This is a genomic window from Thalassotalea marina, from assembly GCF_014656435.1.
GTDB classification, from domain to species: domain Bacteria; phylum Pseudomonadota; class Gammaproteobacteria; order Enterobacterales; family Alteromonadaceae; genus Thalassotalea_C; species Thalassotalea_C marina.
The window spans coordinates 230,909-249,495 of the sequence record NZ_BNCK01000006.1 but is presented as its reverse complement, the minus strand read 5'-3'; the positions used below and the strand labels follow the sequence as shown (position 1 = coordinate 249,495).

Here is an 18,587-nt window from a genome sequence, read left to right as displayed (position 1 = left end):
GATTAAAAATCAATCTGAGTTTGTTTAAGCGTCGTTTTATTCGCGCTGTTACAAATGGCAAAATTTTTATGAAGATTGTTTGAAAATTATCGGTCTTTTTTGTGTGCCTGGTTGACATGAATCATGTCCTTTGGGAATATTGCATGGTTTTATTCTAGAGAAATTAAAACTTACAATTTGGTGATACTTAGTAGTATTTACCATAACAATGAAATTTGTTATCTAAATTCAATAACAATTGGTTGGGAACTATGTCCATATTAAGCAAGAAAAGCCTCATCGCTTCAACGATAGTTGGCTCATTAGCATTGACAGTAAGCAACATTGCTTCTGCAGATGTCTTAACTGAACTTCAAAAAGCTGAATCAAAAATTTTCAAAGCGTCAGAAAAATCACAAGCTAAGATTGACAATATCTATGAGCAAACGCTTGAGTTATTGGTTGAATATCGCAACACAGTTACTGAGGCTGAAGTATTAGCTGAATACAATGATCACGTTCAACGTATGGTTGACGATCAAAGAGCAAGTCTTGCTTCTTTAGAAAAGCAAATTGCTGGTATCGATAAAACTAAGCAAGGTGTTGTTCCTTTAATGTATCGCATGATTGATACACTAGAAAAATTCATCGATTTGGACGTTCCAGTAAAATTTGAGTCGCGTAAAGACCGTGTTCAAATGTTACGTGACGTAATGAACGATTCTAACGTAAGTGTTTCTGAGCAATTCCGTTTAGTACTTGAAGCGTACGAAATTGAATCAAACTACGGTACTGTTTTTGATGCTTATCAAGGTGAACTAGATCTTGGTGGTCAAAAGTTAACTGTTGATTTCCTACATATGGGCCGTGTTTCACTAGTTGCTCAGTCACTAGACATGAAAAATGCTTGGGTTTGGAATAATAGCTCTCGCTCTTGGGAAAAACTAGGTGATGAATACCTTAAACCTATTACAGACGGTATCCGTATGGCACGTAAGCAGTTGCCAATGGACTTAACTAAGTTGCCAGTATTTGCAGCAGGAGCACAATAATGAAAAAGATCATCAATTATGTATTGCTTGCTGCTTCAATGACAGCGGGTATGGTTTCAGCAGCTAATGCTAATGACCTAAACAAATTGTTAGAGCAAGTTAAAGCTGACCGTTTATCAGAAGCAAAACTTGATAAAAAACGTGAAGCAGAATTCACTGCTGCTCGTGCAGACAAACAAGCTTTATTAAACAAAGCTAAAGCACAACTAAAAGCAGAACGCGATCGTAACGACCGTTTGACTAAAGAATATGCACAAAACGAAATTACGTTAGCGCAAAAAGAAGTTGAGTTAGAAGCTGCTCAAGGTACTTTAGGTGAAATGTTCGGTGTTAGCCGTGCGGCTGCTGCAACTGCCTATGGTCAAATCGTTACTTCAATCGTAAGTGCTGAATACCCAGGCCGTGCTGACAAGCTAAATGAAATTGCGAATGCAAAAGAAATTCCTCAGTTAGAACAACTTGAAGAACTTTGGTTCTCATTACAAACTGAAATGACGCAATCAGGTGAAATTTCACAATTTACTGCTGAAGTTACTGCGTTAGACGGTTCAAAATCTACTGAATCAATCACTCGTATCGGTACATTTAACCTTGTTTCGGCAAATGGTTTCATGAACTACAATGACGAAGTATCTCAAATTCAACCTCTAGCTAAACAACCAGCGGGTTATATCTCAGATACAGCTTCTTCATTCTTCGGTGAAACTTCTGGCTACCACCCTCTATATTTAGATCCTTCACGTGGTGCTATCTTAACGCTTGAAACTCGTAAGAAAACTCTTGAAGAGTTCTACCACCAAGGTAAACAAGTAGGTTACGGTATTACTGCACTACTTATCATTGGTTTATTAATTGCTCTTGAGCGCTTTGTAGTTCTTAGCTCAATTTCGTCTAAGATGAAAGCTCAACAGAAGAACATGGGTCAACCAAACGAAAATAACCCTCTTGGTCGCCTATTAAAAGTTTATCATGAGAATAAAGGCGCTGACGCTGAAACGTTAGAACTTAAACTGGATGAAGCAATTTTACGTGAAACACCAACAATTGATCGTGGTATCAACCTAATCAAGATGTTTGCGGCTATCGCTCCTCTAATGGGTCTATTAGGTACGGTTATCGGTATGATCATGACGTTCCAAACAATTACATTGTTCGGTACAGGTGATCCTAAGATCATGGCAGGTAACATCTCACTTGCTCTTGTAACTACTGCACTAGGTCTAATTGCAGCACTTCCACTAATTTTAGTACACAGTGTTGTAGCTGGTCGCAGTAAAGCGGTTCTTCACAAATTAGACGAGCAAAGCGCTGGTTTGATTGCTGAAATCGCTGAGAAGGAGTCTAAATAATGTTATTCCTGATGGAGCTTTTAGAATCTGTCAGGAGTTTTATTGCAACCGGCGGTAACGTACTTTACTTTGTCGCCGTTGCTCTCTTCTTGATGTGGATACTGATGATAGAACGTTTTTGGTTCTTAGCATCTGTTTATCCCAAAATGCGCGATAACATTATCGCTAAATGGGATGCAAGAACAGATACTACATCTTGGTATGCACATCGAATTAGAGATACATGGATCTCCGAAGCGACAGAATTACTAGACCGTAACATGCTTACGATCAAAACCTTAGTGGCTATGTGTCCACTTATCGGGTTGCTTGGTACAGTGACAGGCATGATTTCAGTATTTGAAACTATGGCTCAACAAGGTACAGGTAATCCGCGTCTAATGGCAGCGGGTATATCAATGGCAACTATTCCGACAATGGCGGGCATGGTTGCAGCATTATCTGGTGTATTTTTTAGCAGCCGTTTAGACGCTAAAGTGAAACTAGCTAAGGCCAAACTGATCGACAGTTTGCCTCACCACTAGAGAGAGATTGAATATGGCACGTAAACGTATTCGTGAAGAAGAAGAAGCGGCAGTTGATATGACTCCGATGCTAGACATCGTATTCATTATGCTTATCTTCTTCATCGTTACTACTTCCTTTATCAAGGAAGCTGGTATCGAGGTAACTAAACCAAAAGCGGCGAATCAAACAAGACAAAAGTCTGCCAATATCTTTATCGCAATCAGAGATACTGGTGAGATTTGGTTAGATAAGCGCCGAGTTGATGTGGAGCGTGTTGCAGCTAATATTGAAAAGCTATTAGCAGAGCAGCCAAGTGAAGTTGTTATCGTTCAAGCTGACAAAGATGCCAAACATGGTGTAGTTGTTAAAGTCATGGACGCAATAAAAGAAGCAGGCATCGACAAAATATCTATCGCTGCTTCAAGGGGGTAGTAAATATGGTTCGCTTTTTAGTATCAATACTACTGGGCGCAGCTGTTACCTTTGGGTTGTTCGCTTTTATGGCATATTTGATCGCTAGTGGTGATCGAAATGAAGAAGAAAAGCTTGAGAACATCGTTGTAGAGGTAAACACTACGCCACCGGAATCAAAAGCAGAAGTTAGACGTCGTGCGCCGCCACCGCCACCGCCGCCGCCTAAACAGCCACCTAAGCCTCAGACTCCTGAGCCAGAGGTGAGCAGTGATAACTCTGGTATGAGTTTTAACTTACCAGGTATCAACTTAGGTGGAGCTGACACTGGCTTAAGCGCTCCTGGAGCTGGCTTTGCACGTGATGGTGATGCTGCACCGATTGTACGTATTAATCCAAAATACCCAATGCAAGCTGCACGTGATGGTATCGAAGGATGGGTAAAACTTTCTTTTACTATCAATGAAATAGGTGGTGTTGAAGATGTTGAAGTCATCGATGCTGAACCTAAGCGTATTTTCGACAAAGAGGCACGTCGTGCACTTAAAAAGTGGAAATACAAAGCTAAAGTGGTTGATGGTAAACCTGTTAGACAAACAGGCCTTACTGTTCAGTTGGACTTTAAAATGGATGGGAGTAACTAATTATGCATAAATTAGCAAAATCATTAATGCTCCTAGCTACTGTAACTTTAGTGCAATTACCTGTTTCAATGCAGACAGTTGCTGCAGAACAGAGTGCAGAAAAGCCTAAGCGTAAGGTTCAATTAGTAGGCCAAAGTGTTGGTAAGAAAATAGCTAAAGCTTTCGAGCTTTACTCAGCAGATGATCTTGACGGCGCATTAGCTTTACTTTTAGAAATAGAAGCAAAGAAAGACTACGATAAAGCTTACACTGAGCGTTTCATTGCAAATATGTATGCGATGAAAGGTGATACAGATGAAGCTATTAAACGTCTTAAGCTAGCTATTGAACCAGACATTCTTAATGAAGCTGATCATGGTGAAGCACTTAAGTTATTAGCTCAGTTAGAAATGCAGACTGAAGACTATAGCAATGCAATTAAGAACTTTTATGCGTGGATGGACTTTACTGGTAAAGAAGATGGCGATACTTGGACAAGAATCGCTAATGCTCACTACCAATTAAAGCAGCTTGACAAAATGATCGTTCCTGCTGATAAAGCGATTGCAGCTTATGGCGACAAGCATAATAAAAACCCGTATTTGTTAAAACTTACGTCGTACTATGAGCGTAAAGATTATAAAAATTCGGCAAAAGTGCTTGAAACGGCGTTACAGTTGTTCCCAGAAGAAAAAGCTTTCTGGATCCAACTTGGTAACATGTATTTGCTATTGGAAGATTATGATCGTGGTATGGCAACGCTTGATTTAGCCTACAAACAAGGCTTTTTTGAGAAAGAGCAACATTTTAAAATGTTGGCTCAGTTGTACGCACAGCGTAATATTCCATACAAAGCTGCAGTTTTGTTAGAAAAGCATATTGAATCTGGTGAAATCAAACGTGATGACCAAAGTTTATTTGCTCTAGCAAACGCTTGGCACGCTGCACAACATATCGATAAGGCAGCAAATGTTTATAATGAATTAGCTAAGCTAACAAATGAATATAAACATTATGCCAAAGTTGGTAAGTTATTGTCTCAAGACGAACAGTACAAAAAAGCTGTTATAGCGCTTGAAAAAGCACTTGAGCTTGGCGCGTCAGACAAAGGCAGTATCTATATGGAAATCGCTATATCGCATTTTTACCTTAATGAATTTAAGGAAGCTCATAAAGCGATACAAGAAGCGATGAAAGATCCAAAAACGCGCAAAAGTGCTCGTGGATGGGTATCTCATATCAAAGATACGGCTAAGCGTAAAGGTAAGCCTATTTAAAGCTTTTATACTGATAAAAAACCAGCTACTTAGCTGGTTTTTTTTTGCTTTATTTTTATTGTGTTAGCTTTGAAAACTTGATCTAGATCAAATAATGCTAGGCTTATGTTGCTTGATCGGTTAGAATTCGCGCCGTTCATTTTGTAGTTTATTGGGAAGTTAATGATGTCACACAATGATAACTTTAAAGATAGTTCTTCAAAGCGCCACTTGTTTGGTGCGATAACCGCTTTAATCGCTGCTCCTTTGCTTCCAATGTTAATGGGCTGGTTAACAGTATTAAACTAACAATAAAGTAAAAGCATATTGATTTAACAGGGACTGATGTCCCTGTTTTGTTTTCAACCTTAATACATTGACATTTTCCGAAGCTAGCTTCTTAGCTTTATCTCAACAATAAAAGCTTTTGCCTGCTTTACTAGGTATTTTTACCGCCACTTCCTATATAAAAATAGTCATAATTCTATTATCCTTACGCAACGAGTAAAAATTATTGATAATAAAATGACTGAAACACAACAAGCCACTCTATTAAACGCCGTTCATACCATTGCTAATTACCCTAAAGAGGGAATAATGTTTCGTGATGTAACGGGTATTCTTGATGACGCTGAAGCCTTCGCCTTATCAATTGAATTACTTGCTGATAAGTTTAAAAACAAAGGCTTCACCAAAATAGTAGGCACAGAAGCTCGTGGCTTTTTATTTGGTGCACCATTAGCGCTTAAATTAGGCATAGGGTTTGTACCCGTTCGTAAACCGGGCAAACTTCCGCGCGAGACTTATAGCCAAGATTACACATTAGAATACGGTACTGATACTCTAGAGATTCATCAAGATGCGTTAACCAAACAAGACAAGGTGTTAATTATCGATGATCTATTGGCAACGGGTGGTACTATTGAAGCGACTTTCCACCTGATTAACAAAATTGGCGCTGAAGTTACAGATACCGGATTTATCATTTCGTTACCTGATTTGGGCGGTGAAGATAAACTCCAAGCATTGGGTTTAAACGTTTATGCACTTCTTGAATACGTAGGTGAATAATTAACAATGAGTTATCAAGTTCTAGCAAGAAAATGGCGTCCTAAAAGTTTTCAGGAGCTAAGTGGTCAAGAGCATGTTGTCGCTGTTTTATCTAATGCATTAATGCAACAAAGGTTGCACCATGCATACTTATTCACTGGAACTCGAGGTGTAGGTAAAACTACCATTGCTCGTATTTTTGCTAAAAGTTTAAACTGTCAGAAAGGAATCACTGCTAGCCCTTGTGGCCAATGTGATGCTTGTATTGATATTGATCAGGGACGTTTTGTCGATTTATTAGAGATTGACGCGGCATCTCGTACCAAAGTAGATGATACAAGAGAAATCCTTGATAACGTGCAGTATGCGCCAACAAGAGGACGATACAAAGTATACTTAATCGATGAAGTTCACATGTTATCGAGAAGCAGTTTTAATGCACTGCTTAAAACCCTAGAAGAGCCACCTGAACACGTAAAATTCATTCTTGCAACAACGGATCCACAAAAGTTACCAATAACAGTACTTTCACGTTGTTTACAATTTCACTTAAAAGCGCTAACGGTACAACAAATTTCAGCTAAGTTAAGCGAAATTTTAACAGCTGAAAAGGTGAGTATTGAGCCTTTAGGGCTATCACTGTTAGCGAAAGCTGCTCGTGGTAGTATGCGTGACTGCTTGAGTTTAACCGACCAAGCGATTGCGCAGGGGCAAGGAACTATTACTGGGCAAAATGTTCAGCAAATGTTGGGGGGGGTAGATCATCACTGGGTTTTCAAAATACTCATTGCCTTGATTAAGCAAGACTCAGCCGGATTAATGGCATTATCGTTAGAGATTGCGTCTTATTCACCTAATTATGGACGTTTGATGGCAGAGTTACTGCAATTACTCCATCAAATTGCGATGAATCAAATTGTTAATACACATTTTGAACTTACACCGGAACATAACGCTTTAGTCGACAAATTTACTCAAGCCATGAGTCCAGAAGATGTTCAGTTGTATTATCAGATTGTGTTGAATGGTCGTAAGGATCTGCCGTACGCATATGATGAACAAGCTGCTTTTGACATGGTGTTATTGAGGCTGTTGGCTTTTAAACCACAAACTGCAGCTGACTTGGTCAGCCAAAATCCAGAAAGCCAGCAACGAGAAGTGCAGGTTACGTTTGATGATTTAGAATTAGATACAGGCCTAGCACCTGACTTACCTGAGCCAGCAGCTCTTGAAGTAACTCATCAGAATGAAGATGAGAGTCTTAAAAATGATGAACAACTGCAACAAGACGATATTGTAACTACAGATATTCCAACAGCTAATCACAGTGAAGAGACAGAAGTTTTACCTAACATCGAGGTTGCTGAAATAGCTCAACCTCAACCTGAAGAGGTACAACAGCCTAGCAACATAACTGAGCAAGAACAGCCAGCTGAGGTAGAGCCGTTAGAATCGCCGATTAGCAAGGTGTTGGCTAATCGGAACATGTTGAGAAGCCAAAAGAAAGCGTTGGAGAGCGATGAAAAAAAGTCTAATGGCGCGTCAGAGCGTCAACTAGAGCAAATTGAGGTTAAGCCTAAGGTCGTTGAAGACCTTCCTGCAATTGAAACTTTACCTCAAACACCATTCACGGAAGAAGTGATTGATCCAGCAACGATTAAAAAAGCTAATCAAGTAGATAAATGGGCCAATATGATTGATGCAATGGCATTAAATGGCCGGTTACGACAGTTGGCGTTAAACGCAACCATTTCGCCTGAGACAAATGATGACAAACTCATTTTGTGCTTAAACCAAGCGATTAAACATTTAATTTCTGACGCAGCTCACAAACAATTAAATACCTTTGTCTCTGATTATTTCTCTCGACCTGTTGAAGTCGAATTGCAAGTAGTAGAGCAAACAATTGCCGATCCTGCTCAAATTCAGCACACCATAGATGACAAGCGTTATGAGTACGCAAAACAGTTGTTACGAGATGATCCCTTGATTAAAGCTCTTGAATCTTCGTTCGATGCAATCTTAGATGAAGAATCTGTACAAGCGTTATAGAAACATCAAGGATTAAACTGTTCTATTAATGGCAATATCTTAATATACCGAGTTATTGCACTTGAAATTTAGCCTAAATGGCCATATCTTTGCCTCATTAGCGATTTGGAGAAATATTATGATGAAAGGTGGAATGGGCAATATCATGAAGCAAGCCCAACAAATGCAAGCTAAGATGCAAAAAATGCAAGAAGAGCTAGCGAATATGGAAGTAGTGGGCGAAGCCGGTGCTGGCATGGTAAAAGTGACAATGACAGGTAGTCACAGTGTACGTCGTGTTGAAATTGATGAAAGCTTAATGGAAGACGACAAAGAAATGGTTGAAGACTTAGTTGCTGCAGCATTTAATGATGCAGTACGTCGTGTCGAAGAAACAAATAAAGAAAAAATGGGCGCTTTAACTGGCGGTATGCAAATGCCTCCAGGTTTTAAAATGCCATTTTAATAATCATATTCAATGATATAAATAAAAAAGCTCAAGTAATAACTTGAGCTTTTTTATTTAAGTAGAAAACTATTACCATTTCTTTTTCGGTTGGAATAACACGTCTAAATCATCTTCTTCAGCTTTTGCTTTTTTAGCTGCGTCTGCTGCATTACTGTTTTTCAGGTTATTGGTAATTTCGTCAAGCTTTTCTTGAACTTCCATGCGTTTAGCTGTTGTATATTCACCCTGTAATGAAGTCTCTGATAGCGTCTGCAGCGCTTTTTCAAAGTATTGTCTAGCAGAGCCCAACATCTCTTTATCAAAGGCAATTAATCCACGTTTATATAAGCTTTCAACGTTTATTTTGAGCTGCATACCTTCTAATTTTTGATCTTCGGCCATAAAGGTCTGAGCGTCCAATGCGCCTTTAGATTGCTCTGACTTTAAAGTAACTCTTAGCTTTTTAATGGTTTGCAGTATCATTACTAGCTGTTGTTCATTGTCCGGCAAAATAAAACGATCATCACCTGGGGTAGCAGCCGATATATCCTTAGACGCATTAACACGTGCTTCCATTTCATTAATGCGACTTTTCAACCCTTTTATTTCTGGTGAAATCTGTGCCATCGCTTTGGCGGCATTTAAACTGCGTTGATTCAGAATTTCCACAACTTTTGGGTTAGAGGGTAAATGAGCTAAATTTAATATTAACTCTTCTGTTTCATCAATAATTGCTTTTTGTTTAGCTGCTTTTGCACGCTTTTCTTGATCTTGTTTTTCTTTATGTTGCTGGATGGCATTCACTGCCACAACAATCACAATCAATGCAATAACTAAACCTATTATAATTCCCATGCGTTTAACTCAACTCAGTTTTTTACACCTGTATACACTCAGTCTACAAAAAATGTAAAGATAAGCATAGCCTTATATTTAATGTAGTCTACTTTACTAATTTTGAAAGAATATTAGATTTTTTTCAAAAAGATTAAAACTTGAGCTTTAAATTCTCTTAATGTTGTAATATTCTTTCATAACGTCTTTTTATTCAGTTTTTTTTGAAATTTATTTACATAATGTGAATAAATCTATGGAATAAATTGTTATTTAAGTATATATTTTTGGCATAAGTCACGTTTAATACATATTATGAAGCTGCAACAACTCCGTTATATCGTCGAAGTACAAAACAACAATCTAAATGTCTCTGCAACCGCAGAGAGTCTATTTACCTCTCAACCTGGTATCAGTAAACAAGTTCGTATGCTTGAAGACGAACTGGGTATTCAAATTTTTGGCCGTAGCGGTAAACACTTAACGCACGTAACAACGGCAGGGCAAGAAGTCATAAAGATTGCTACCGAAATATTGTCAAAAGTTGAAGCGATTAAAGCGGTTGCTAGAGAACATACGCAACCTGACGAAGGTAAATTAAGAATAGCGACGACACATACACAAGCTAGATACGCACTACCAGATGTTATTCAGGGGTTTATGAAGAAATATTCAAAAGTTTCTTTGCATATGTATCAAGGTACGCCAGCTCAAATTAGTGATGCAGCCACTAAAGGTGAAGCGGACTTTGCAATTGCCACTGAGTCATTTCATTTATACAACGATTTGATCATGTTGCCTTGTTATCATTGGAACCGAAGTATTATTGTTAGAAAAGACCATCCGCTAGCAAATAAACGTGACTTAACCATTGAAGATATTGCAAAGTTTTCATTAGTTACTTACGTCTTTGGTTTCACTGGTCGTTCAGAGTTAGACGATGCGTTTAAAAAGGCAGGTGTTGAACCTAAAATTGCTTTTACTGCGACAGATGCTGACGTTATTAAAACTTATGTCCGCATGGGAGTAGGTATTGGTGTTATCGCGACGATGGCGATGGATCCTAAATTAGATGATGACTTAGTTACACTTGATGCTAGCCACCTATTTAAAGCGAGTACCACCAAAATTGGCTTCAGACGCGGTACGTTTTTACGTGGTTATATGTTTGATTTTATCGAACGTTTTGCTCCGCACTTAAACCGAGATGTTGTAACGCGAGCGGTATTGTTGAAAAACAATGCTGAAATTGAAGAAATGTTCGCAGACGTTCAATTGCCAGTTAGGTAATAAAATTCTGATAAAAAGCCCTGTTCTATTTTTTTAGAGCAGGGCTTTTTTTTCATGTTTAATTTAGGAAGCTTTCTAACGCTTCACTGCCACCTATATGTTTTCCGCCAATAAATATCTGCGGTACAGTTGTCTGATTAGTTATAGCTCGTAAGCTTACAGAGGTTGCGTCTTTACCTAGAATCACTTCCTCATATTGAAGGCCTTTATCAATCAATAGTTGCTTTGCTTTAACACAGAAAGGGCATCCTGGTTTAGTAAATACAGTAATTGATTCTTGTAAACGAACATTTGGCGCAATATAGCTTAACATGGTGTCAGCATCAGAAACTTTAAATGGGTCGCCTGGTTCATCTGGCTCAATAAACATTTTTTCAATGATCCCATTTTTAACTAACATACTGTAACGCCAAGAACGTTTGCCAAAGCCTAACTCCGCTTTATCGACTAACATGCCCATACCATCAGTGAACTCACCGTTCCCATCTGGAATAAATTGAATGTTGTCGGCATCTTGTTCTTGCTGCCAAGCGTTCATGACAAACGTATCATTAACAGAAACACACAAGATATTGTCAACACCATGAGCTTTAAAGGTTGAAAACAATTCGTTGTAGCGAGGTAAATGACTTGATGAACATGTTGGAGTAAAAGCACCTGGTAGGCTAAATACGATTACCGTTTTGTTATCAAAAAGTTCGCTTGTCGTCAGTTTTACCCACGCATCTCCTTGACGTACTGGAAATGAAACTGCTGGAATTGATTGGCCTTCTTTATTTTTTAACATTACACATACCTTTGTCGTTAATCTTGTTATTTAGCTTAGCCGCTAAATATTTGATGTAGTAATGATGCAGGATGTTTAATAATAAGAAAAGCGAATTGATTTGAATATAACGTTCTGATTTATTGAACTACTCTTGTGAAGTTACAAGAGTAGTTCAGAAAAGGTTAACACTCGATAATATTAACGGCTAAGCCACCACGAGATGTTTCCTTGTACTTGGTTTTCATATCATTACCAGTTTCCCACATGGTTTTAATCACCTTGTCTAGGGATACTTTTTGTGTTCCTGTACCACGAAGTGCTAGGCGAGATGCATTAATGGCTTTTACTGAACCCATCGCATTTCGTTCTATGCAAGGCACTTGAACTAAACCACCTACCGGATCGCAGGTAAGACCAAGGTTATGCTCCATACCAATTTCTGCAGCATTTTCCACTTGTTTTGGACTGCCACCCATAATCTCAGTCAGTGCACCTGCAGCCATTGAACAAGCTACACCCACTTCGGCCTGACAACCGCCTTCAGCGCCTGAAATGGTAGCATTCGTTTTGTACAGAATACCAATTGCTGCTGCAGTCAAAAGATAACGAATACAATCATCATCAGAAACTGGTTTAATAAACTTATCGTAATAACACAGTACGGCAGGGATGATGCCAGCTGCGCCATTTGTAGGCGCTGTCACAACGCGGCTGCCTGCAGCATTTTCTTCATTCACTGCAAGAGCAAATAGGTTTACCCAATCCATGGCAGACAATGGATCGTTATTACTTTCCACCGACAATGAGCGAAATAGCGCTGGCGCTCTGCGTGTCACTTTTAAACCACCAGGTAATATTCCCTCAGTTTTCATGCCACGCTCAACACTTTCTTTCATGGCTTGCCAAATATCGATAAGCCCCTTTCTAATGTCTGCTTCATTAGCTAGGCACTTCTCGTTGTCCATCATGATAGTGCTTATGCTAAGACCTTTTTCCGAGGCAATACCTATTAATTCGTCAGCACTAGAAAATCTATGTGGTCTAACGATGTTTGAATGGATAGACAAAGCTTTGTCTTTTTCCTTTTCAAAATCACAATCTTGAACTATAAAACCACCACCAATTGAATAGTAGGTTTCTTCAAAAATGACTTCATTGTTTTTTAACGCAAACAAGGTCATGGCATTAGCGTGTGCTGGCAATGTTTTCCTGCGATGATAAACAATAGCGTTTGTTTTTGGAAAATTGACGGTTTTGTTGTCATTAATTTTAATGACTTCAGTTTCATTAACTTCTGCCAAAATGCGATCAATCGATTCAACAGCAATATTTTCAGGTGTTTCACCTGATAGCCCTAATATCACTGCTTTACCTGTGCCATGGCCAATGCCAGTTTGCCCAAGTGAACCAAATAGCTCTGTGCGTATACCATCAACCTGATCAATTAAACCTTGCTCTGCTAAATGATCGACAAATAGTTTGGCGGCTTTCATGGGCCCTACAGTATGTGAGCTAGATGGCCCAATACCGATAGAGAACATATCAAATACACTAATCATGCGTTAAACCTGAATATTTATCTGTTTTAATATTAATAATTATATTTTCTTCGGTAATGATAACTGAAAGTTTACTAATACTAAAACTATTTAAACGTTTAAATAATGTTCACTTACCAGTATAGAAGTTTAATGGGAGTTCGTTTGAGTTGTTTATGTTTTTAAAGTGGCAACACACTTTAATATTAGCCGGTAATACCAATTGAATTACACTAGATGTAAACAAAGGTCATTTAATATAGCAGCGGTTGCGCCCCAAATGTTGTGTCCCTGATAAGGCATAAAGTGCAGTGGGTAGCTCAGCTGTTTACGCTCAACCATCAGCGTGACGTGTTGCTCTTTATTAATGAAGTGTTGTAATGGCACCTGAATAATTTCAGCTACCTCGTTTTGGTCGATAATATATTTTTCTTGTGGTTGGATTAAACCAACAATTGGTCTGATATTAAATCCTGTCAGGGTTTGATAATTATCGAGCTGGCCAATCACTTGTACATTTTCTGGCTTTAGTCCTATTTCCTCGTGCGCTTCGCGCAATGCCGTTTCTATAGGAGATATATCAGTAGGCTCAACTTTGCCGCCAGGAAAACTAATTTGCCCCGGGTGGTGTTTTAAGTGTTGTGCTCGTTTGGTTAACAATACTTGTAATGCATTATTCACTTCAATCAAAGGGATTAACACTGCAGATTGTTTTACGTCTTGATCGACAATAAATTTAGGCAGATGTTGGTTAACTAGCGTGGGAGATAGATGAAATTTATTGAGAAAATCCTGTGCTTTCATTTTCGAAATCTCTCCCACAACTGGTCTTTACATAGGGTTATGTTATGCCTTATTGGTTAATATCGGTAGTATTTTATTAACCTTATCTAATGTTTCCTGATATTCCGCGTCCACATTAGAGTCTGCTACCACACCACCACCGGCCCAGCAGTGTATGTTTTGTTGTTCACACACTAAAGTTCTAATGGTAATGCTGGTATCCATATTGCCACAGGCTGAAATGTAGCCGATAGAGCCGCAATATAAACTTCTGCGCTGCGGCTCTAATTCGTCAATAATTTCCATGGCGCGAATTTTTGGCGCGCCGGTAATCGAACCACCAGGAAAAGCACCTCGAAGTAAATCTAAAGCATTTTTATCTTCGGCTAATTGGCCAACAACGGTACTAACCAAATGGTGTACGGCTGGAAAACTTTCTATATCAAATAACTTAGGCACTTTAACCGAACCGGGTATACAGGCTTTACTAATATCATTGCGCAGCAAATCAACAATCATTAAGTTTTCTGCTCTATCTTTTTCAGACTGTTGTAATTGCAGGGCTAACTCTTTATCAGTTTTTTGATCTGCTGAGCGAGGTAAGGTGCCTTTGATTGGTTTGGTTTCAACTTGGCTATTTTTAACTTGTAAAAAACGCTCCGGTGAAACACTCAGCACGGCAAAGTCGTCAAAACGCATAAAAGCGGAAAATGGTGCTTTATTGGCGTGTCTGAGGGTTAAATAGGCCGAAAATTCATTGCCGGTATATTTGGCACTAAATCGCTGTGTTAAGTTAATTTGATAACAGTCACCTTCTTTAAGGTAACGTTGAACACTGTCAAATTTTTCGCCGTACTGCGCTTTGCTAATATTGGCCTGCCAATTTGTGGTTAATGAAAATGTTTCTTTAACATGATTTGCCGCAACTTTAGCGTAAAGTGCTTGCTCAATGGTGCAGCGCTCTAGCTCTGGGCAAATTAAATAGTAAGTTGATGTTGTTTTATCAAACACTAAAGCCCGAGTGTACAGGCCTTGCGCCATTTCAGGAATTTCAATGTCTTTGCTTGCGATTGTTGGGATAACTTCAAATCTTCTTCCTAAATCATAAGCATAATAACCAACTGCTCCACCTATAAAAGGTAACACAGAGGGTTCAAATTTGAATTTACTAAACAGCTCGTCGCAGGCTACTTGAAGCAGTTTGATTGGATCTTCAAACGACGTTTCCTTGGTTTGCTTGGCAATGTAACTAATGCATGTTGCCTGTTCATCGGTGACCAATGTGATTTCTGGTTGCCAAACCATAATGTCATAACGGCTGTCTATATGATCACTGTTTCCAGAATCGAGCCATATCGCCCAACTTTCGTTAGCAAATGATGAAAAAACAGTTTCTGGTGCAAGCGTTTGACTAAAGTGCAAAGGCTTAGCTGAAATTAATGTTCTACAATGATCAGACAATGTTACTACCTGCATATTAAATCGAGCGTCACTACTAGCGAGTGCGTTTCAAGCAGGGTATCATATCGGCAAAATTTTAACTTTCAACATTTTCGGGCTGACCATGTTGAAAGGGACTAAAACAAATAGAGAAAAGGGCAATCATGGCTATTATCAAACAACAAGATATGATCGACAGTATTGCAGACGCCTTGCAGTACATTTCTTATTACCATCCTCTGGATTTTGTTCAAGCCTTAGAAAAGGCATATCACAAAGAAGAAAGCCAAGCAGCGAAAGACGCAATCGCTCAAATTCTCATTAATTCACGTATGTCAGCACACGGCAAACGACCTATTTGTCAAGACACGGGCATTGTCACTTGTTTTGTAAAAGTGGGAATGGACGTTAAGTGGGACAAAACTGACATGACGGTTCAGCAGATGGTTGATGAAGGCACCAGAAGAGCTTACTTGAACCCTGACAACCCATTACGTGCTTCAATTGTTGCAGACCCAACAGGTGCGCGTAAAAATACTAAAGACAATACACCAGCAGTTGTGCACATTGACATGGTAGCTGGTGATGAAGTTGAAGTGATGATTGCGGCTAAAGGCGGCGGCAGTGAAAACAAAACCAAAATGGTGATGTTAAACCCAAGTGATTCAATCGCTGATTGGGTTGTTAAAACCTTACCAACAATGGGCGCGGGATGGTGTCCACCGGGTATGATCGGTATTGGTGTTGGTGGTACAGCAGAAAAAGCTGCAGTACTAGCAAAAGAAAGCTTAATGGATCCTGTTGATATTCAAGAATTAATTGACCGTGGCCCAGAAAATGCCGAAGAAGAATTACGTTTAGAAATTTACGATCGAGTAAATAAGTTAGGTATTGGTGCACAAGGTTTAGGTGGATTAACGACGGTAGTTGATGTGAAAATTAACTCAGCTCCTACTCATGCTGCGTCAAAACCAGTGGTTATGATCCCTAACTGCGCAGCAACACGTCACGTACACTTTCATTTAGATGGTTCAGGTCCAGCTGATTTACAGCCTCCAAAATTGGAAGATTGGCCAGAAATCACTTGGGAAGTTGGTGAAAACGTACGTCGTGTTAACGTTGATGACTTATCAAAAGCTGATATCGCTGAGTGGAAAACCGGCGAAACTGTATTGTTATCGGGCAAAATTTTAACCGGTCGTGACGCGGCACATAAGAAAATTCAAGAGCTATTAACTTCTGGTGAAGGTTTACCTGAAGGTGTAGATTTCACCAATAAATTTATTTACTACGTAGGTCCTGTAGATGCCATTGGTGATGAAGCAGTCGGTCCTGCGGGCCCTACAACTGCGACACGTATGGATAAATTCACTGAGATGATGTTGGCTGACACTGGCTTGTTAGGCACCATTGGTAAAGCTGAGCGTGGCCCTGCGACTGTTCAAAGTATTAAAAACCACAAGTCAGTGTATTTAATGGCTGTTGGTGGCGCTGCTTACCTAGTGTCTAAAGCAATCAAGAAAGCCAAAGTGGTTGCTTTTGAAGAGTTAGGTATGGAAGCGATTTACGAATTTGAAGTTGAAGATATGCCGGTAACGGTAGCGGTTGACTCTACGGGTGAATCTGCACACGTTACAGGTCCTGCAATTTGGCAAGCTAAAATTGAAGAATTAGATCAAGCGCTTTCTAAGTAGTTTATTCCGATAAACGAGCGTTAAAAAAAAGCGGACTATGGATAACATAGTCCGCTTTTTTGTTGGTTTTAACAAATACATGTGATTAAATAACTGTTAATATTTACAGTGTGTTTGTGCCTATGTTCGAAACAATTACCCAGCGCCTTGCTCAATCTCCTGAAACTGTTTTAGTTTTACTGTCACTTGTCTGTGTCATGTTATTGCTTTGTTATTTGCATATTCGTCAATCTCGTTTGGTTAATCGTCAAATATCACAAGGGCTAGAGCAAGCTTTGCAAAACTCGCAGCATCAGCAACAGCAATGGTTAGTCAGCCAATTAAACCAACTTCAACATGGGCTACATAAACAATTAACTGATGTGAAGGTGAGCCAGTTACAACAATTAGCGGAGCAAGATAGTAAGTTGCAACAAAGGTTACGTGACGATGCTCACAAGTCGCAGCAACTGTTGCATCAATTTCAGCAAGAATTTTTACGCAGTCAAAATCAAGCACTAGAACATATTGTTGACGTACTCACTAAAACTAATCAAGCAAACCGTGAAGAGCAGGCAAAATCGTTAAATGCGGCCAGTGAAATGATTTCAGCAAAAGTAAAAGAGCTCACTGGCACCACAGATAATCGCTTGAAAGAAATAAGTGAACAAGTTGATAAACGCTTGATGGACGGTTTTGAAAAAACCAGTAAAACCTTTACTGATATTGTAAAAAGGTTAGCGTTAATCGACGACGCACAGAAAAAAATTACCGAACTTTCTTCAAATGTGGTTTCCTTACAAGAAGTGCTTTCCGATAAGCGATCGCGTGGGGCGTTTGGCGAAGTGCAACTTAACGGTTTGATTCGTAACGTGATGCCTGAGCAGCACTTTAGTCTGCAACACACCTTATCAAACGGAAAAATTGCTGACTGTATATTGTGGCTGCCTGAGCCAACAGGCAACGTGGTGATTGATGCTAAATTCCCGTTAGAAAGCTACAAGCGTATGACCAACCTTGAATTAGGTGAATTAGATCGCAAAGCGGCTGAACGACAATTTAAGGCAGACATTAAAAAGCATGTAGAAGATATCAGTAGCAAATATTTAATCGATGGTGAAACCGCTGATGGCGCTATCATGTTTATTCCAGCAGAAGCAATATTTGCAGAAATTCACAGTCAGTTTCCCGACATTGTTGAACATGCAAACAAAAGCCGTGTATGGATCACATCGCCAACAACCTTAATGGCGGTGTTGACAACGGCAAGAGCGGTATTAAAAGATGAGGCAACTCGTGAACAAGTGCATGTGATCAAAGCACATTTAGGTGAATTGTCTAAAGATTTTGGCCGTTTCAGGCAAAGATTTAGCAACTTGGCTCGTCATATCGAACAAGCCTCAACCGATGTTAAACAAATTCATACATCGGCAGATAAAATTACCGCACGTTTTGACAAGATTGAGCAAGTCGATATAGCATCTACAGAAGACGCATTAGAACACGTATTAAACGAGTAATTGGCCAGTAGCTGAATTTGTATTAGAGGTAGGG

The 18,587-nt window shown here is 39.3% G+C and carries 18 protein-coding genes; 13 read left to right on the top strand and 5 right to left on the bottom strand.

Annotation, left to right across the window (positions count from 1 at the left end; genetic code table 11):
* Positions 1 to 251 precede the first annotated feature (251 nt).
* From IE199_RS14465 to IE199_RS14425, 10 genes are all read left to right on the top strand, one after another.
* Complete coding sequence (locus IE199_RS14465) at positions 252 to 1,031, top strand: DUF3450 domain-containing protein (protein ID WP_189771852.1); 780 nt, start codon at positions 252 to 254, stop codon at positions 1,029 to 1,031.
* Positions 1,031 to 2,380, top strand: coding sequence for a MotA/TolQ/ExbB proton channel family protein (locus IE199_RS14460; RefSeq protein ID WP_189771850.1), 1,350 nt, complete (start codon positions 1,031 to 1,033; stop codon positions 2,378 to 2,380). The genes IE199_RS14465 and IE199_RS14460 overlap by 1 nt, the downstream gene beginning before the upstream one ends.
* Positions 2,380 to 2,904, top strand: coding sequence for a MotA/TolQ/ExbB proton channel family protein (locus IE199_RS14455; RefSeq protein WP_189771848.1), 525 nt, complete (start codon positions 2,380 to 2,382; stop codon positions 2,902 to 2,904). Before IE199_RS14460 ends, IE199_RS14455 begins: the two co-directional genes overlap by 1 nt.
* Positions 2,905 to 2,917: 13 nt before the next feature.
* A complete protein-coding gene (locus IE199_RS14450; protein ID WP_189771846.1) occupies positions 2,918 to 3,319 on the top strand; it encodes an ExbD/TolR family protein in 402 nt (133 codons plus the stop codon).
* A 5-nt stretch (positions 3,320 to 3,324) separates the two neighbouring features.
* On the top strand, positions 3,325 to 3,942 hold the full coding sequence (locus tag IE199_RS14445; RefSeq protein WP_189771845.1) for an energy transducer TonB: 618 nt from the start codon (positions 3,325 to 3,327) through the stop codon (positions 3,940 to 3,942).
* 2 nt (positions 3,943 to 3,944) lie between these two features.
* The gene (locus tag IE199_RS14440; protein ID WP_189771843.1) at positions 3,945 to 5,198 is read left to right on the top strand and encodes a tetratricopeptide repeat protein; all 1,254 of its coding nucleotides are present in this window, start codon (positions 3,945 to 3,947) and stop codon (positions 5,196 to 5,198) included.
* Positions 5,199 to 5,360: 162 nt separating this feature from the next.
* Positions 5,361 to 5,486 (top strand): hypothetical protein, encoded by a 126-nt coding sequence (locus IE199_RS22090; RefSeq protein WP_268245324.1) that lies wholly within the window; start codon positions 5,361 to 5,363, stop codon positions 5,484 to 5,486.
* A gap of 216 nt (positions 5,487 to 5,702) precedes the next feature.
* Positions 5,703 to 6,248, top strand: a complete 546-nt coding sequence (gene apt, locus IE199_RS14435; protein WP_189771841.1) for an adenine phosphoribosyltransferase — start codon at positions 5,703 to 5,705, stop codon at positions 6,246 to 6,248.
* Between the two features lie 6 nt (positions 6,249 to 6,254).
* Entirely contained in the window at positions 6,255 to 8,279 is a 2,025-nt protein-coding gene (dnaX, locus tag IE199_RS14430) for a DNA polymerase III subunit gamma/tau (protein ID WP_189771839.1), read from the top strand.
* Positions 8,280 to 8,394: 115 nt separating this feature from the next.
* Complete coding sequence (locus IE199_RS14425; protein WP_189772044.1) at positions 8,395 to 8,724, top strand: YbaB/EbfC family nucleoid-associated protein; 330 nt, start codon at positions 8,395 to 8,397, stop codon at positions 8,722 to 8,724.
* Positions 8,725 to 8,796: 72 nt separating this feature from the next.
* Here the strand turns inward: IE199_RS14425 and IE199_RS14420 are convergent, their stop codons facing one another.
* Complete coding sequence (locus tag IE199_RS14420) at positions 8,797 to 9,561, bottom strand: hypothetical protein (RefSeq protein WP_189771837.1); 765 nt, start codon at positions 9,559 to 9,561, stop codon at positions 8,797 to 8,799.
* A 294-nt stretch (positions 9,562 to 9,855) separates the two neighbouring features.
* On the opposite strand from IE199_RS14420, the gene cysB reads away from it, so the two are divergent.
* Entirely contained in the window at positions 9,856 to 10,830 is a 975-nt protein-coding gene (cysB, locus tag IE199_RS14415) for an HTH-type transcriptional regulator CysB (protein ID WP_189771835.1), read from the top strand.
* Between the two features lie 58 nt (positions 10,831 to 10,888).
* Here cysB and IE199_RS14410 read toward each other — a convergent pair whose 3' ends face one another.
* From IE199_RS14410 to pabB, 4 genes are all read right to left on the bottom strand, one after another.
* Entirely contained in the window at positions 10,889 to 11,617 is a 729-nt protein-coding gene (locus IE199_RS14410; RefSeq protein WP_189771829.1) for a glutathione peroxidase, read from the bottom strand.
* 164 nt (positions 11,618 to 11,781) lie between these two features.
* Positions 11,782 to 13,158, bottom strand: coding sequence for an L-serine ammonia-lyase (locus IE199_RS14405; protein WP_189771824.1), 1,377 nt, complete (start codon positions 13,156 to 13,158; stop codon positions 11,782 to 11,784).
* Positions 13,159 to 13,365: 207 nt separating this feature from the next.
* The gene (locus tag IE199_RS14400) at positions 13,366 to 13,941 is read right to left on the bottom strand and encodes a CoA pyrophosphatase (RefSeq protein WP_189771821.1); all 576 of its coding nucleotides are present in this window, start codon (positions 13,939 to 13,941) and stop codon (positions 13,366 to 13,368) included.
* Positions 13,942 to 13,983: 42 nt separating this feature from the next.
* Complete coding sequence (gene pabB, locus IE199_RS14395) at positions 13,984 to 15,381, bottom strand: aminodeoxychorismate synthase component I (protein ID WP_229854742.1); 1,398 nt, start codon at positions 15,379 to 15,381, stop codon at positions 13,984 to 13,986.
* Positions 15,382 to 15,524: 143 nt separating this feature from the next.
* Between pabB and IE199_RS14390 the strand changes: the two genes are divergently transcribed.
* A complete protein-coding gene (locus IE199_RS14390; protein ID WP_189771817.1) occupies positions 15,525 to 17,054 on the top strand; it encodes a fumarate hydratase in 1,530 nt (509 codons plus the stop codon).
* Positions 17,055 to 17,176: 122 nt separating this feature from the next.
* Positions 17,177 to 18,553 (top strand): DNA recombination protein RmuC, encoded by a 1,377-nt coding sequence (locus IE199_RS14385; RefSeq protein ID WP_189771815.1) that lies wholly within the window; start codon positions 17,177 to 17,179, stop codon positions 18,551 to 18,553.
* Positions 18,554 to 18,587: the final 34 nt, after the last annotated feature.